We start from the raw sequence: 15,271 nt of genomic DNA on the forward strand, positions 1-15,271 counted from the left end.
TTTCAAAAGCTTCCACAACCATCCAAGATTTATCTCAAAGTGTTAACTTAGAAAAAGTTAGTTCTATGGATGTTTAGTTCGAGTCGATTTCAATGCTATGAACAGAGTAGTTGTTGGCCTTTCTGGTGGCGTTGACAGTTCAGTAGCAGCCGCCATTCTCCATAATCAAGGATACGAAGTTGTCGGTTTAACCCTTTGGCTGATGAAGGGGAAAGGTCAATGCTGCTCTGAAGGTATGGTAGATGCTGCGTTTATTTGCGAACAGTTGGGTATCCCCCATCACATCGTCGATAGCCGCGATGTGTTTCAAGCCCATATCATAGACTATCTCGTCGCCGGATACAGCGACGGCATTACGCCCCTGCCTTGTTCCCAGTGTAACAAGACGGTGAAGTTTGGCCCGATGGTAAAATATGCCCGCGAACAATTAGGTATCGCTAAAATTGCTACGGGTCACTATGCCCGAATTAGTTACAATTCCGACACTGGTCGCTATCAATTGCTACGGGCGGTGGATCAAAGTAAAGACCAGTCTTATTTCTTGTACGATTTGACACAAGATTTACTGGGAGCTTCTGTATTTCCACTAGGAGAAATGCACAAAACCGAAACGCGGAAAATTGCCGCAGAATTTGGCTTGAAGACTGCCGATAAACCAGAAAGTATGGACTTGTGTTTGGTAGAAGCTAATGGTTCAATGCGCGAGTTTTTGGATAAGTATTTAGCTGCGAAAAAGGGCGATATTGTGGACAGAGAAGGGCGCGTATTGGGTCAGCACGATGGTGTCCATCATTACACGATTGGACAGCGCCGGGGGCTGGGGATTGCGGCGGCGGAAGCTTTGTACGTGATTGGGATCGATGCGGTGAATAATAGGGTAGTGGTGGGCGATCGCACCCATCTCACTCAACCCGAATGCACCGTCTCTCGCGTCAACTGGGTCTCGATTGCACCCCCGACTACACCGATTCGCGCCGAAGTCCAAATCCGGTATCGCACGACGCCTGCACCCGTTACCGTGATTCCTTTGATGGACGGGCAAGATGCCCATCCCACAAGAGTTAAACTGGTGTTTGACGAACCCCAGTTAAGCATTACACCCGGACAAGCTGCTGTTTGGTACGACGGGGATATCTTGTTAGGTGGGGGAATTATCGAACGGCAAAATTAAATAGGCGAAAAAAGAGGCTCAATAATTGTTGGCCTCTTTTTTATTCAATGCTGAAGCGATCTATAAAAAAATGTCATACAGTGATTTTAATTTCAGCGAAATCAAAAATAAATTTCAACTTTCATTCGTTGAAGTCACAGGGGTATTTAGCACTTATACATCTCGCAATCCGGAGCCTTGGTTGATATCTTTCCTCGCTCAAACTATCCCATTAGCATTAGCAATTAATACTGAAAAAGCTCGTTCAGAACTGATTGTAGCCCCCTTGCTATTAGGGTTAAAAAACTTGTTTAATGGAAGTATTAGTATATTTTCAGGCAATGATTTTACTGTAGATGCCAGCCTTGGACTCAACGGTAGAATAGATTTTTTAATCAGCCGCTCTTCAGAACAACTGTTTATAGAAGCTCCCGTTGCTATCATTGTAGAAGCGAAAAATGAGAATTTAAATGGAGGTATTCCTCAATGTATAGCCGAACTTATAGCCGCTTCACGGTTCAACGAACAGCAAGGAAATAAAATTTCTCCTCTTTATGGTGCGGTAACAACTGGCAGCTTGTGGAAGTTTTTGCAGTTGGAAGGAAATACAGTCACGATTGATTTGAATGAATATCCTCTTCAACCTGTAGAGGGGATTGTGGGAATCTTAGCTCATTTAATCGAAGAGACAAAATAGAGAGTTTGATAATTTGAATTGTTTGAATGAATTCAGACAACATATTAAAAATCGATAACATCGTCTCCAGATGTACTTATTTGGTTTAATTGCCGCTCCCGTATAGAGTTTTATCCGCTTGCCTCGAATGCCTTGAATTACCAAGTAATGCTCGCTTGCTTGCTCGCATTCGACACAGTAAAAATTAGCAAAGCCACTGGAAATTTATCTGATTAGGAAAAATTGTTGAACGCGAATTTGAATAATATTCACCTCTAGTGAGAATCAAGAGACATTTTAGTATAGTCTTCCATCTAGCTTAACCAGCAGTGTAAAATCAAAAGTTGGTTAAATTAAACCACCCACCTACACCGCTGCCAGCTTATATCAGCGGTTAACCCGTTCTATCAGTCGCTATTCGCAGAAGAAGGAAACACTTTGAGTCAGCATCTAGACGGCATCCCCCCTCACGGCGGTCACTTAATTAATCGCATTGCTACCCCGCAAGAAAAGCAAGAATTTCTCGCGCAAGCGAATTTCCTGCCCCGCGTCCAACTCGACGAGAGGGCGTTTTCTGACTTGGTGATGATTGCCATTGGCGGTTTTAGTCCGCTGCATGGCTTTATGGAGAAACCAGACTACGAGCAAGTCGTCACCGATATGCGCCTGATCAATGGTCTGCCTTGGTCAATTCCGGTTACCCTGTCGGTAGCGGAAGCAGTGGCAGAACCGTTAAAAGAAGGCAGCTGGGTACGTTTGGACGACCCGAATGGGCGATTTGTGGGGGTTTTAGAATTAACCCAAAAATATCGTTACAACAAAGCTCACGAAGCGGTGAATGTCTACCGCACCGACGATATCAAGCATCCAGGCGTGGAAGTGGTTTATAACCAAGGGTCGATGAATTTAGCCGGACCAGTTTGGCTGCTGGAACGGGACCCCCATCCCCAGTTTCCCAAATATCAAATCGACCCAATTGAGTCGCGGCGGATGTTTAAAGAAAAGGGATGGAAAACGATTGTCGGCTTCCAAACGCGCAATCCTATTCACAGAGCGCACGAATATATCCAAAAAGCGGCGATGGAAACCGTGGATGGGTTATTCCTGCATCCGTTGGTGGGCGCGACGAAGGATGATGATATTCCCGCAGATGTGCGGATGCGGTGCTACGAGATTATTCTGGAACACTACTATCCTAAAGACCGGGTAATTCTGGCGATTAATCCTTCGGCGATGCGCTATGCTGGCCCGCGGGAGGCAATTTTCCACGCCATCGTCCGCAAAAATTACGGCTGCACCCACTTTATCGTGGGACGCGACCATGCAGGCGTGGGCGACTACTACGGCACTTACGACGCTCAATACATTTTTGATGAATTTGAGCCAGGGGAAATGGGCATCGTGCCGATGATGTTTGAACACGCCTTCTACTGTAAGATTACCGGAGGCATGGCGACGACGAAGACGAGTCCCAGTACCCCCGAACAACGGATACACTTGTCGGGAACGAAGGTGCGCGAGATGCTCAGACGGGGAGAACTACCGCCCCCAGAGTTTTCCCGCCCTGAAGTTGCGGCAGAACTAGCAAGAGCTATGCGAGTTCCCACCGAGGTTTAACTTGCTTTTAGTCGTTAGTTGCTAGATTTTAGTGGGTAACGCTCACAAAGAACTCAGATTTATCCAATGAAGCGACGAGCCTTTTTGCAACGAGCTGGTTTAGTGCTAGCAGCTATGGGTGTTAGCGAGGCAGGGTTATTGCGCTTTACCCGCTACTCCCAAGCGTTAGCGCAAACCAGTTCCCGCAAGTTGGCGCTACTGGTGGGTATTAATCAGTACCCCCAATTGCCCGCGCTTGCGGGTTGCGTCACCGATGTAGAACTGCAACGGGAACTGCTAATTTATCGGTTTGGCTTCCAAGCGCAGGATGTTCTCGTTTTAACCGACGGACAAGCGACGCGACAAAATATCGAAACTGCTTTCATCGAGCATCTGGTTAAACAAGCTAAACCGGGGGATGCGGTAATTTTCCACTTTAGCGGCTATGGTAGCCAACTGGTGGTGACAGGCGAGACGCCTATCCCACAAAGAGAGATGCCTATCCCACAAAGAGATACGCCTATCCCACAAACAGATACGCCTATCCCACAAACAGATACAACCCAATTACCCATTACCAATGACCCATTACCAAAAATCCAAAATTGTTTGATTGGGGTTGATGGGTTGCTCTCAACTAAAGATACTTCTGGGGTGAACGTGCTGGCACAAGAGACGCTGTGGTTGTTGTTGCGAAGTCTCCAAAGCGATCGCATCGCCACCATTTTAGATACCAGTTTCACTGACCCCAGCCTCAAGGGATTTATCCCACCGTTACTGGGTAATTTACGGATGCGATCGCGCCCGACCCTCCCAGGCAATCAACTCAGCACCAAGGAACTCGAGTTTCAAGCTGAACTCGCTAGCCAACTCAAAACTAATCCGATTCAAAAATTACTCGGTACTGATAAACCCGGACAACTTTTAGCCGCTTCTGACTCCAACCACATCGCCACAGAAGTGCAGAGGAACGGTTTCAGCGCCGGGTTATTTACCTACGCCTTAACCCAACATTTATGGCAGGTAACAGAAGCGACAACGGTTCAGCTCAGCATCAGTCGAGTTGCCAGCACCGTCAAACAAGTTGCAGGCGATCGACAGCAACCTAGCTTGACCTGTCCGCGCGGCGAACAACAAATCCAAACTTATTACCTTTTGCCCGATTTAAATACAGGTGCAGAGGGTGCAGTCATTGGGCTAGAAGATAGTGGAAAAACTGCATTATTGTGGCTGGCAGGACTCCCCGCCACAATTGTAGAATTCTACGGGATTAATTCTCTTCTAACTGTAGTCCCACCGCCCGATGCAGACACCGAACAGACTTTACCAATCTTACAAATTCGTTCTCGCGAAGGTTTAAAAGCTAAGGCGCGAATTCTTTCTACTGATGGGGATAAACTACAGCCAGGACAACTCGTACAAGAATCGATTCGAGTTTTACCCCGCAATATTGGTTTAACAGTCGCCCTCGATGCCAGTTTAGAGCGAATCGAGCGCGTAGATGCGACGAGTGCGTTTGCCAACTTGCCTCAATTCTCGTCGGTCATCGCTGGAGAACAACCCGCAGATTGTTTATTTGGTCGAGTTGAAAATACTGCTGTTTCATCGATTCCGATTCCTCAATATGGTTTGTTCAATTTAGGAAAACAACTGATTCCCAATACTACAGGGGAACCAGGGGAAGCGATTAAAACAGCAGTGTATCGATTGACACTTAAATTGCGAACCCAACTAGCGGCGAAGTTATGGCGCTTGAGTGGAAATGAAGCATCTTCTCGCTTAGCTGTAAAGGCGACGCTGCAAAGGGTTGCTCAAGGGGAACAGATGTTAATGCACAAAGTTACCCGCCGAGCATCGAGGACAAATACCAGTAACGCGGTGTTGTCAAGTGTTAATAACGCTCCAAGTATACTGAAGATTCCCAGGGGGAGCCAGATTCAGTACCGACTGGAGAACGAGAGCTTGCACCCAGTCTACGTGATGTTGCTGGGAATCGATGGTGGGGGGAGTGCGATCGCATTATATCCCCAAAAAACCAACAGCTTTGACCTGGTAATTCTTCCCGGAGAATCTATTACCATCCCCCAAATTTCCAATCCGTTCAAATGGATTGTTTCTGAACCCTCTGGACTAGCAGAAACCCACGTGATTTTTAGTCGTGCGCCTTTTACCCAAACACTCGCCGCTTTGGATAGCATGAATCATCCACGAGGAGATCAAAGGCGAATTGCACGCTTATTAAATCCTCTAGAAGTTGCGCGTGCCGTTTGGCAAGACTTGCACCAAGCGAGCGCAGTTACAACCGAGATATTAGGTATTTCTTCTGATAGTTGGGCGATCGATGTCAATGCTTGGGCGACGCTGAGTTTTGTTTATGAAGTTGTTGGTAATGGGTAATGGGTAATGGGTAATTGGTAATTGGTAATAGGAGATTCTGTAGGTTGGGTTTCGTACCTCAACCCAACCTAATTTAGGCAACAGGACTTACGCACCCTGCGCCAAAAACAAAGGTGATGCATCAATCTCGCGAGTCTACACGCACGATTTTTCGTATAAACCGGGTTTTTTGCGTAATATCGTTGACCGTTGCCTCGGAATTACGACCTGTATGGAAAATTAGCAATTAGCAATTAGCAATTAGCGATTGGCAAGAAAGCTAATTATTCCGATGCAACCGGATTTGATATAAGTCCTGGGCAATATATTTAATGACGATTAACTTAAACCAAGGTTCCCTAAAAAAATTTTAGTAAATAATCCGGATTTCCCCGCTGAAGTTTGGAAGGATTAATTAGAAAATTGAACTTCTACGGATAATTTTATGAAAACTAAGCAATCATCTTTGAAAAAATTAACAGCATTCGGTCTGATGACTTTAGCAGCTACATCCTTATCAATGATTAGTACTACAGCGTTTTCAGTTCCTGCTGTAGCGCAACAAATCAGACCGCGCATTGCCAATCCCAATATTGCCCTAGAGGGAGATTGGACGTTGTTTTGGCGCTCCAACGGCATTACTCATCGCGCTAGACTATCTATGGATGGTAATTTTGGCACAATGGTCGTGAATGTTCGTCTTCCGAATGGGCGACTGATTGCAGCTCAACAACGGATGACGCTAACGCCTACTTCTAATGGCTTTATTTTACGCGGTAGCAGACCCACTTACCCAGGAACTAGAACTCCCAATCCTAATTACGAACCCGATGAATTTGAGATTCACCCTACTCGTAGCAGTTCTTTAAATGTGAGAAATTGTAGCGCTGGTTTCTGCGTTCCAGTGACGATGCGACCTTTGTAGCTAATGGCTAATGGCTAATGGCTAATAGCTAATTGTATAGCTGGAAAAAACTACCCAATATCAATTAGCAATGAGCAATTAGCTATTAGCTATTTTTCCACTCAAACCAACCGTGTTTCTGATATTAAACCTCCCACTCTTGCTGATGGTAGCCCATATCCCAAAACAAATATTCCATTTTTGAAGTGATGATAAAATGGTTTTTCACTGCTTCTTTTTGCGGTTGTGTTAACCCAAGATCCAAGTTATCCATAACATGCAAAACAGCTTTGACAACCGCTTCAAATTCATCGCTGGCATAGGTATCAATCCACTGCTGATATAAAGGATTGACCGACCCTTTTTGCACTAATTCTTTACCAACTTGCCAATAAATCCAATAACAGGGTAAAAACGCACCCACCGCTTCATAATAAGGCCGTCCTAACGCCACACGTAGCAGATAAGAAGTATAGAGCAAACAGTTAGGAGCAGGTGGGGTATTGTATACCTGTTCAGGCGTCAACTGCCACGCTTTAAAAAAGCTATCGTGCAGGCTCCGTTCGACTAAAATAGCATTACTGGCATGGTCGCAGAACATCAAAAAATCATCGTCGCTGTCTGCTTTTGCACCTAAAATTGCCAGTCCTCTAGCAAAGTCTTGTAAGTACAAAGCATCTTGGATGGCATAAAAGCGAAAAGCAGATTCATCCAACGATCCATCGGTTAACCCTTGGACAAAGGGATGAGCCAAAATTTTGCTATAAATCGCTTCAATCGAGAGCCACAAACTATCTGTAAAGTTCATAAAAATGGCTAATGGCTAATGGCTAATTGGTAATTGGTAATATCATATCCTTAAGCATCGGTAGTCAGGCGGGGCAGGTTTAACGAAATCAGGACTTATAACTGGTTAGTATTACCCGCACCTACAGTATCAAAAACACTTGCACAACCTTTGCTACCGGACATGATATAATTGCTGATTTTAGATTGATTTTAATCAAATTGGCAATTAGCAATTAGCCATTAGCAACTTTACAAATACTTTTTCAACAACAGCCCCATCTTTTCTAGGGTTGCTGCTGAAACTTTATCCAAGGGCGTTAAAATTGCATACTTCAACGCCGAATGAGCATCTGAAGCGGGTGGATTTTGGCTGAGGCGCCGCACGGTTTCTTGGATGGCTTTTTGGGCATTAACTGCATTGCGTTGTAAATTAGCAATTACCATTTCTACGGTGACGCTGTCGTGGTCTGGATGCCAGCAATCGTAATCTGTAACTAAGGCTAAAGTTGCATAGGCAATTTCTGCTTCTCTGGCTAACTTTGCTTCGGGTAAATTGGTCATGCCAATAATTGTTGCGCCCCAACTGCGATATAAATTCGATTCGGCTTTAGTAGAAAATGCGGGTCCTTCCATACATACATAAGTGCCGCCGCGATGCAAAGTTACGTCTGGTAATTCTAAACTGGCAACCGCATCCGCGACAACGCCAGCCAGATTTTTGCACACCGGATCGCCAAAGGCAATATGGGCAACAATTCCTTCGCCGAAAAAGGTGGAAATTCGATTTTTCGTCCGGTCGATAAATTGATCCGGCACTACCATATCTAGCGGTTTTGCTTCTGCTTTGAGCGAACCCACCGCCGACGCCGAGATTAAATATTCGACGCCCAAACTTTTCATGGCATAAATATTCGCCCGAAATGGCAACTCGGAGGGTAAAAGGGTATGGTTGCGTCCGTGACGTGCCAGGAAGGCAACCCGCGTCCCTTCTAAAGTGCCCAAGATTAAAGCATCGGAAGGCGACCCAAAGGGGGTGTCCACTCGCACTTCTTCCACGTCCTTGAGGGCGTCCATTTTGTAAAGTCCGCTACCGCCGATAATCCCAATTTGTGCTTGAGCCATCTTATAAGCTTTTTTCCGCGCTGCAATGCCAAGCTATTGTACCGAGATAGTGGATCTGTGGCAAAAGGGAGAGGAAGAGCTGGTGAGCAAAGCGAGCAGAGGAGCAGAGGAGCAATTTTCGCCGCTACTTATGATGGCATCCGGTTGGGATATAGGAATAAGGGGAAAGAGGAAATTTTGTCAACGAGTAAAATCACAAAGCTGTATAAAAATCCTCACGGCAATCTAGGCCGCAAATCACCACTGGCTGCGATCGCATCCCCCATATTTATAACTGAGTTTGGTTATGTAGCGTTTAGTTCCTCAAATCATTATGTCAGAACAAGGTGCATTACCCAACATCTCCCTGGAAGTCATCGTCGAACGCATCTTTTCTAGTCGTCAAATTAGCCGCATTCACCAAAAGCTACTGATGTCAGTAAAACTGTCTAATAATTTAATCAGCGATGCGGAGAAACAACTGCTCGACCGGGTGTTTGATGGTTTGCAAAGGGGTTTCCTCAAAGTCGTGGATTAAACTAGAGAGCGTTTGTCCTGCGACTTGAGCGAATCGCATCCCCAGGTTAAATTATTTTTGTGTCCGATTGATCCAATCTTCACCCCCCGGTAGCTGAATTAGGTTCTCCGCCACTACTGCGGGTAATTCCTTTGACGAATGGGAGTAAGTTAGCAACAAAAATTTTTTCGCCTTCTGAGTAAGTTGGGTTTTATCTAACATTTCGGCTAGCTGAAATTGACTGTATTGTCCGTTTAATACTTCATCACTTGCATCTGCGATCGCATTCTCTATTACCTCTTCTATCAAACTTTCCCATTCATCGGAATTGATGTAATATGATGTTTTGTTCTCTTTGAGATTCAACTCTCGAATTTCTCTAATAGAATTGCGAATAGAACTCGCCCAAGAATTGGTGAGCCGCTGTTCAACTTGATTTTTAATTAAATGAATCAGCAAAATCGTTAAAAAAGATTTGATTTGACGTAAAATAGACTTTTTACTCATTCCCTCTAGCTCATCGACGATTGCTAAAGCATCGGCGTAGCGTCCTTCAAGGATGCTTTGTCTTAAATCTATCAGTTCTTGCGTCATAATAATTACCAGCACTTATTTTCGCTGATAATTATAGCAATCGCCAATGCCAGTTGATTTTCGCAATACTAACTCAGTCTGGGCTTCGATTTTAGTCGAAACTCTCCAAAGACTGGGATTAACCACCGCCGTTATTTGTCCGGGTTCTCGTTCAACGCCGCTTGCTGTCGCGTTTGCTCAAAATGAAAAAATAGCAGCAATTCCCGTTTTAGACGAGCGTTCGGCAGCATTTTTTGCTCTAGGAATTGGGAAACAATCGGGATTACCTGTAGCCGTTGTTTGTACATCTGGAACGGCGGGAGCGAATTTTTATCCAGCAATAATTGAAGCGAGAGAAAGTCGCATACCTTTGTTAATTTTAACCGCAGATCGCCCGCCAGAATTACGGGATTGTCATTCCGGACAAACGATTGACCAAGTGAAATTATATGGCAATTATCCCAACTGGCAAGCAGAATTAGCCGTACCGTCTCTGGAAATGGGAATGCTGCGATATCTGCGGCAAATAATAGTATATGCTTGGGAGCGATCGCAAACTCCTACCCCCGGTTCCGTCCATCTCAACATCCCCTTCCGCGACCCCCTCGCACCCATTCCCCAATTCGACGCCCAATCGTTCCAATCTCAGTTAAAAGAAGACTTCTTTACTAGCATTACCCCCATTACCCTCGTTCCCTGGCTCTGCCAGGGAACGCCATTACCCTCGTTCCCTGGCTCTGCCTGGGAACGCCATTACCCACTCCCAGAATGGCTGCAATGTGACAAGGGTATAATTATTGCCGGGGTTGCACAACCTGCAAAAGCCGAGGAATATGTAAAAGCGATCGCTCGCCTTTCCCAAACCTTAAAATGGCCTGTTCTAGCGGAAGGACTCTCCCCTTTAAGAAACTATGCCGACCTCAATCCTTACTTAATTTCCACCTACGATATGATTTTACGTTCGCCACAATTATCACAACAATTGACGCCAGAAATAGTCATTCAAATCGGAGACTTACCCACGAGTAAAGAACTGCGGGAATGGTTACAAATTACTCAACCAAGACAGTGGATAATTGACCCCAGTCACCACAACCTCGACCCCCTCCACGGTAAAACCACTCATCTGCGACTATCAATTGAACAATTAACCTCTGTCCTCCCCTCCCCGCCATCGAAGGCAGAAGTTCCATATCTTGATTTGTGGTGCAATCTTGAAGCCAAAGTTAGGTCAGCAATTGACCAAAAAATGGCTAGCGAAAACGATATATTTGAATGTAAAATACCTTGGTTACTCTCAGAGATATTGCCACCGGGTACGCCGATTTTTATTGCCAATAGTATGCCCGTGCGGGATGTAGAATTTTTCTGGCAACCTAATAACTTAGGGATTCAACCCTTTTTTAATCGAGGGGCGAATGGAATTGACGGCACTTTATCCACTGCATTAGGAATTGCCCATCAAAACCAAAGTAGCGTCATGCTAACGGGAGATTTAGCTTTGTTGCACGACACGAATGGATTTTTATTGAAAAACAAATTTGTCGGGCATCTGACGATTATTTTAATTAACAATAACGGCGGCGGCATTTTTGAAATGTTGCCAATTGCCAAGTTCGATCCGCCCTTTGAAGAGTTTTTCGCCACTCCCCAAGATATTGATTTCTCTCAATTGTGCGCTACCTATGGTGTGGAACATCAATTAGTGACTGATTGGGAAAAGTTCAAATATCTGTTAAATCCTCTACCTGTTCGGGGGATGAGGGTGTTAGAATTGCGAACTAACCGGAAGGCAGATGCTAGATGGCGGCAAGATAACTTAAGGAAATTTTCATCTGGCATCGGCTAATCTGGGTTGGTGAAACAATGCGATCGCATTCCAGGCCATCACCTTTGTTTCTTGGTAGATCTCTAGTTTAAAATCGACGATTTTTCCTAGAAACAAAGGTGATTTGCGTCAGTCCTGATTCTGATTGTTGACCCCTAAAATTGACTTGGCGTGAGGAGATTTAAGCAAAATGTCGTTAAGTAAAACCCTGTTGAAGTTGTTACCTGCAACTGCTATTGTTATCCCGATCGTAACCGGAGCCATTTTTAGTTCGGCGGATGCGGTTCAGCGATGGGTTAGACTAATCAGCGACAGCGATACTGCCATTTATATCGATGCTGCTTCGATACAAGGTAGAACGCGATCGCGTTTTTATTGGCAGCAGGTTGTTTTCAACCGCCCACAATCGCTTCAACTTTATAGTTTTGGTCCCGCTTCTAGAGTCCCAGTCTACGGATTTATGATCTATAGTTCCGTTGACTGTCGCACCAAAATTACCCGTTTTCGCCGCGTCATAGCCCTTGACAGAAATAACCGAATCATTGTCGAAATTAACCAAGATAACTACGGCAGGTTAGAAAACCTTAATCGTACTCGTTCATCCGCAAGGCACGCAGCAAATTACGCTTGTGCCCGTCAAGGTCGTCGGTAATGAGGAAGCTCAAAAGCTGTGTTAACAGGTGTTGTAGGGGCACGGCATCGAGGGCTTTTGATTTCTGGTAAAAATTGTTTAATGCCTTGCCGCTGCAGGTGATTCAAAAGCTGTGTTAACAGGTGTTGTAGGGGCACGGCATCGAGGGCTTTTGATTTCTAGGGGACTGACGCAAGGGCGTTGCCAGAAACCCGGTTTTTTCGGGAATCTATGTTTGCCAAACTCACGATTTATCGTAAAAACCGGGTTTCTTTGCGTCAGTCCTGTTCTAGCAAAAATTGTTTAATGTTCCCTACAGGCTGAAATTTATTTCAACGCTTGGGTGCAAAATTCAATATTTAACCAGCATTAGGTAAACGAGCTTGCCTAAAAAGTAACTCAGGAATTAACTCCAATCCTTCAAATAATGGATCGGTGAGTTCCATTGCTTCCCTGTAAGTCCGGGGGCGAGCATCTGAATAAAATACTGTGATACTTCTAGCTTGACAATCCACCAACCAAACTCTTAACACTCCTGCCTCTAAATACTCAGTTGCTTTGTCTACCAATTCTCCAAATGTTTGTTTGGGTGAAATCATATCGATGACCAATTCCGGAGCAGTTGGGCAAGCTTGATCCTCCATCCAACCTGCTGGTAAACGTTCGTAGGATACGTAACACAAATCTGGCACTTGTGTCCAATCTCCACCCGTTCGTTTGATATTTATTGCCCGTTTGATAGCGACTTCACCCCTATCTTCGCACCATAAATCGAGGAGTGTAAATAAAGCGCCAGTCACTTTAGAAACAAAGCGCTGCGGCAGCATTTCTGGTACTGGTTGTTCCTCTGGTGGCGGGGGTAGAGATTCTTCCGATGTAAGTTGATTTTCTGTGGGTGTTTCGGTTGCTTCTAATTGAGTGAGTTCGTTTTCTGGTTCATCCACTTGGGTCTGATTTTCGATATCCGTATCCTCAACTTGAATCGTTTGATTTTCTACTTCTATTTGGCTCAAATCCGATTCTTTAGAATCAGCACTATTTTGGCTGATTTCCTCTTGTATTATTGGGGTTTCTTCAATTTCTACATTGGCAGCTTCAACCATCTCCGAAGGCTCTTTTGCGAGATCTATCACAGGACTTTGGCTATTTTGCGGGCTTTGGGTGACTTTTGTAAATGGGGTAGCGATCGCTCCAATTAACCTACCCCATCCCTGAGAGTTTCCCAACAGCGCCACCATAGCGATACCGCCGAAGTATAAACCCACCACCGCGCCTGCTAAAAGCGTTTGGGTTATCGGATCGGTAGAAGGCGTCAAAACTGCTCCTAAAACCGCTGACCCTAGTAAAACGTATCGCCAACCAGAAAGCATCTGTTTAGCAGATACAATCCCCAACAACCCCAATAAAATTTGAATAACTGGAACTTGAAACGCTAACCCCGTACTCAACAAAAGTAGCAAAACAAATTCAAAATATCGGTCAATTGACCAGAACTGATCTACAACATCCTCCCCGTAGTTCATAAAGAAATTAACCGCCGCTGGAATTAGCAGTAAATAAGCAAATACCAACCCAGCTAAAAACAGAACCGTAGAACCCGCAACTACGGGTAAAATTAGCCGTCGTTCCCGCCTCGTTAATCCGGGGAGAATAAATTGAATAATTTGGTATAAAATAACCGGAATCGCCACCAATAAGCCGCTGTATCCCGCTACTTTCAGCGAGACAAAAAAGAATTCTCCAGGTGCTAATTGCAGAAACTTGATGCCCCGTGCGGGCGCTTCTAGCAGTTTGACCAAGGGTTTTACAAACAGAAAACACCCAACTGCGCCTACCACTAACGCAATTAAAGAGTAGAATATCCGCTGCCGCAATTCCTCCAAGTGGTCGAATAGGGACATCTCGACATCATCGGGGAGGTCGTCGAGATAGTCTATTGTTGGGTCTGCTAAACCTTGCTCAGTTGAGGATTCTACTAGATCTAGAGGCGTCATGGGTTTGCGTTTATCCGAGATTCTTTGCATTATAGAACAGCACGGGAAAACCCTGCATCAAGAGACCAGGGTTTTCCCGTGAGACTAAAAGTCTCACGCTTGATTGATAATTTATGATTTTAGATTTTAATTCTAAAGGGCGTGGTTGTTAAACCGTTGCTAAGTCTTCAACAGAGGGCCAGTTGCCCTTAGGCTTTTCGGATTGCGGCTGGTGTTTTTCAGATATGCCTCCGCCATTTTTTTGGGGTCAATTCCGTTGTAGCGAACTAAATAGTTGATTGCGTTTTCGGTTGAACTAAAGCTGCGTGGCATTGAATGTATAGTGCTTGCCAAAATTTCGTTTTTTCCTTGCACAATGCGACCAATACAGTCTGGTTCAACTTGTAATCCGGTGCTGGGAGTGTATTTTTCTTGGTAGCACCAAACCTCGTACTCGACGGATATCGAGTCGTCGGTGCGCCGCAGGTAGGTTCCTGTTGGGCAGTCGTTTTGGTCAATCTCTACGGTTTTTTTAGCAGCAGTAAGCGCTTGGTACATCTCTTGGTGCTTGCAGTTTTCGCCTGTGTGCCGTCGCCGCATTTGCCAGTCGCGGCATGAGCAAGCGTCCCAAGATACTGTATATTTGTTGCCGTTTTGCAGGTTAAGACAGATGGCGTATCCTGCTTTTTCTTCCCACGTGTACTTCTCTTTAGTGGGTTCGGGCTTCTCTGCCTTAGCAGCCGAAGAAGCTGCCTCGATTTTTCCTTCCAGTTGCGTGATTTGGAAGGCAGTTTTGCGGATCAGTTTGCGGCAATTCAGCTTAATAACTGCTGCGAGTTTCTTGGTGAGCGCTGCCAGCCTTTTGGTCAGTTTGGTGATGTCCATATATAATAGAAGCTAATTTGTTTTTTTTTTGGCGCGGTGGGTTTCCTCCACCGTGCTTTTTAGTATATATTATGTTATCTGTGGTTGTAAATGGGGAACAGGGGTTTTTTTTGGTATATTGGTGTTGTAGGATTGGTGATCGATGTGGCTGTACCTTTTAAGGATCCCCAGAGCGGTAAATTTACTAAAGGCAGATTTTCCCGGAAGGTTTACGGTGTCCGCTTGAGTGTGAAAGCTGATGAGGTTTTCCGTCAAATCTGTCATGCGCGCGA

General features: G+C 45.1%; 15 protein-coding genes and 1 pseudogene. 8 read left to right on the plus strand and 8 right to left on the minus strand.

The features are described from left to right. Window positions 1–97 precede the first annotated feature (97 nt). Both mnmA and ACE1CM_RS23675 read left to right on the plus strand, forming a co-directional pair. Window positions 98–1,171 carry a tRNA 2-thiouridine(34) synthase MnmA gene (gene mnmA / locus ACE1CM_RS23670; RefSeq protein WP_374880949.1) on the plus strand — a complete coding sequence of 358 codons (1,074 nt, stop codon included), beginning with the start codon at window positions 98–100 and terminating at the stop codon, window positions 1,169–1,171. A 25-nt stretch (window positions 1,172–1,196) separates the two neighbouring features. Next, complete coding sequence (locus ACE1CM_RS23675) at window positions 1,197–1,847, plus strand: hypothetical protein (protein ID WP_374880951.1); 651 nt, start codon at window positions 1,197–1,199, stop codon at window positions 1,845–1,847. Here ACE1CM_RS23675 and ACE1CM_RS23680 read toward each other — a convergent pair. Further along, window positions 1,827–2,051: a papain fold toxin domain-containing protein gene (locus ACE1CM_RS23680; RefSeq protein WP_374880983.1), complete on the minus strand. Its 225-nt coding sequence runs from the start codon at window positions 2,049–2,051 to the stop codon at window positions 1,827–1,829. The two genes, ACE1CM_RS23675 and ACE1CM_RS23680, sit on opposite strands and share 21 nt — an antisense overlap. A gap of 213 nt (window positions 2,052–2,264) precedes the next feature. Here ACE1CM_RS23680 and sat point away from each other — a divergent pair, with 213 nt between their 5' ends. The 3 genes from sat to ACE1CM_RS23695 all read left to right on the plus strand — a co-directional run bounded on the left by sat (window position 2,265) and on the right by ACE1CM_RS23695 (window position 6,723). Next, a complete protein-coding gene (gene sat / locus ACE1CM_RS23685) occupies window positions 2,265–3,443 on the plus strand; it encodes a sulfate adenylyltransferase (protein WP_374880953.1) in 1,179 nt (392 codons plus the stop codon). A 66-nt stretch (window positions 3,444–3,509) separates the two neighbouring features. Further along, window positions 3,510–5,819 (plus strand): caspase family protein, encoded by a 2,310-nt coding sequence (locus ACE1CM_RS23690; protein WP_374880955.1) that lies wholly within the window; start codon window positions 3,510–3,512, stop codon window positions 5,817–5,819. Window positions 5,820–6,243: 424 nt separating this feature from the next. Beyond that, complete coding sequence (locus ACE1CM_RS23695) at window positions 6,244–6,723, plus strand: hypothetical protein (RefSeq protein WP_374880957.1); 480 nt, start codon at window positions 6,244–6,246, stop codon at window positions 6,721–6,723. Between the two features lie 124 nt (window positions 6,724–6,847). Here the strand turns inward: ACE1CM_RS23695 and tenA are convergent, their stop codons facing one another. Both tenA and ACE1CM_RS23705 read right to left on the minus strand, forming a co-directional pair. Beyond that, window positions 6,848–7,510 carry a thiaminase II gene (tenA, locus tag ACE1CM_RS23700; protein ID WP_374880959.1) on the minus strand — a complete coding sequence of 221 codons (663 nt, stop codon included), beginning with the start codon at window positions 7,508–7,510 and terminating at the stop codon, window positions 6,848–6,850. A 230-nt stretch (window positions 7,511–7,740) separates the two neighbouring features. After that, window positions 7,741–8,613 (minus strand): S-methyl-5'-thioadenosine phosphorylase, encoded by an 873-nt coding sequence (locus ACE1CM_RS23705; protein ID WP_374880961.1) that lies wholly within the window; start codon window positions 8,611–8,613, stop codon window positions 7,741–7,743. 313 nt (window positions 8,614–8,926) lie between these two features. Between ACE1CM_RS23705 and ACE1CM_RS23710 the strand changes: the two genes are divergently transcribed. Continuing rightward, window positions 8,927–9,130 carry a hypothetical protein gene (locus tag ACE1CM_RS23710; protein WP_374880963.1) on the plus strand — a complete coding sequence of 68 codons (204 nt, stop codon included), beginning with the start codon at window positions 8,927–8,929 and terminating at the stop codon, window positions 9,128–9,130. Between the two features lie 51 nt (window positions 9,131–9,181). Here the strand turns inward: ACE1CM_RS23710 and ACE1CM_RS23715 are convergent, their stop codons facing one another. Then, window positions 9,182–9,703: a DUF29 family protein gene (locus tag ACE1CM_RS23715; RefSeq protein WP_374880965.1), complete on the minus strand. Its 522-nt coding sequence runs from the start codon at window positions 9,701–9,703 to the stop codon at window positions 9,182–9,184. A gap of 46 nt (window positions 9,704–9,749) precedes the next feature. Between ACE1CM_RS23715 and menD the strand changes: the two genes are divergently transcribed. Both menD and ACE1CM_RS23725 read left to right on the plus strand, forming a co-directional pair. Beyond that, a complete protein-coding gene (menD, locus tag ACE1CM_RS23720) occupies window positions 9,750–11,531 on the plus strand; it encodes a 2-succinyl-5-enolpyruvyl-6-hydroxy-3-cyclohexene-1-carboxylic-acid synthase (protein WP_374880967.1) in 1,782 nt (593 codons plus the stop codon). Between the two features lie 169 nt (window positions 11,532–11,700). Beyond that, on the plus strand, window positions 11,701–12,162 hold the full coding sequence (locus tag ACE1CM_RS23725; protein WP_374880969.1) for a hypothetical protein: 462 nt from the start codon (window positions 11,701–11,703) through the stop codon (window positions 12,160–12,162). 338 nt (window positions 12,163–12,500) lie between these two features. On the opposite strand, the gene ACE1CM_RS23730 is transcribed toward ACE1CM_RS23725, so the two are convergent. The 4 genes and pseudogenes from ACE1CM_RS23730 to ACE1CM_RS23745 form a co-directional block, all read right to left on the minus strand. Then, window positions 12,501–13,379, minus strand: a complete 879-nt coding sequence (locus ACE1CM_RS23730; protein WP_374880985.1) for a Uma2 family endonuclease — start codon at window positions 13,377–13,379, stop codon at window positions 12,501–12,503. After that, a pseudogene (tatC, locus tag ACE1CM_RS23735) lies at window positions 13,362–14,135 on the minus strand (twin-arginine translocase subunit TatC); the annotation flags it as partial. The gene ACE1CM_RS23730 and the pseudogene tatC, both read right to left, overlap by 18 nt. Window positions 14,136–14,294: 159 nt before the next feature. Continuing rightward, window positions 14,295–14,999, minus strand: coding sequence for a hypothetical protein (locus tag ACE1CM_RS23740; protein ID WP_374880971.1), 705 nt, complete (start codon window positions 14,997–14,999; stop codon window positions 14,295–14,297). A 69-nt stretch (window positions 15,000–15,068) separates the two neighbouring features. After that, window positions 15,069–15,271, minus strand: a 203-nt coding sequence (locus tag ACE1CM_RS23745) for a hypothetical protein (protein ID WP_374880973.1), incomplete at its 5' end; no start/stop codon positions are given.

It is taken from the genome of Microseira sp. BLCC-F43, from assembly GCF_041929235.1.
Classification (GTDB): Bacteria; Cyanobacteriota; Cyanobacteriia; order Cyanobacteriales; family Aerosakkonemataceae; genus Microseira.

Bases quoted from the DNA above. Each gene is read 5' to 3' on its own strand.
- mnmA (WP_374880949.1), top strand. From the start codon at position 98: ATGAACAGAGTAGTTGTTGGCCTTTCTGGTGGCGTTGACAGTTCAGTA.
- ACE1CM_RS23690 (WP_374880955.1), top strand. From the start codon at position 3,510: ATGAAGCGACGAGCCTTTTTGCAACGAGCTGGTTTAGTGCTAGCAGCT.
- ACE1CM_RS23695 (WP_374880957.1), top strand. From the start codon at position 6,244: ATGAAAACTAAGCAATCATCTTTGAAAAAATTAACAGCATTCGGTCTG.
- tenA (WP_374880959.1), bottom strand. From the start codon at position 7,510: ATGAACTTTACAGATAGTTTGTGGCTCTCGATTGAAGCGATTTATAGC.
- ACE1CM_RS23705 (WP_374880961.1), bottom strand. From the start codon at position 8,613: ATGGCTCAAGCACAAATTGGGATTATCGGCGGTAGCGGACTTTACAAA.
- ACE1CM_RS23710 (WP_374880963.1), top strand. From the start codon at position 8,927: ATGTCAGAACAAGGTGCATTACCCAACATCTCCCTGGAAGTCATCGTC.
- ACE1CM_RS23715 (WP_374880965.1), bottom strand. From the start codon at position 9,703: ATGACGCAAGAACTGATAGATTTAAGACAAAGCATCCTTGAAGGACGC.
- menD (WP_374880967.1), top strand. From the start codon at position 9,750: ATGCCAGTTGATTTTCGCAATACTAACTCAGTCTGGGCTTCGATTTTA.
- ACE1CM_RS23725 (WP_374880969.1), top strand. From the start codon at position 11,701: ATGTCGTTAAGTAAAACCCTGTTGAAGTTGTTACCTGCAACTGCTATT.
- ACE1CM_RS23730 (WP_374880985.1), bottom strand. From the start codon at position 13,379: ATGGTGGCGCTGTTGGGAAACTCTCAGGGATGGGGTAGGTTAATTGGA.
- ACE1CM_RS23740 (WP_374880971.1), bottom strand. From the start codon at position 14,999: ATGGACATCACCAAACTGACCAAAAGGCTGGCAGCGCTCACCAAGAAA.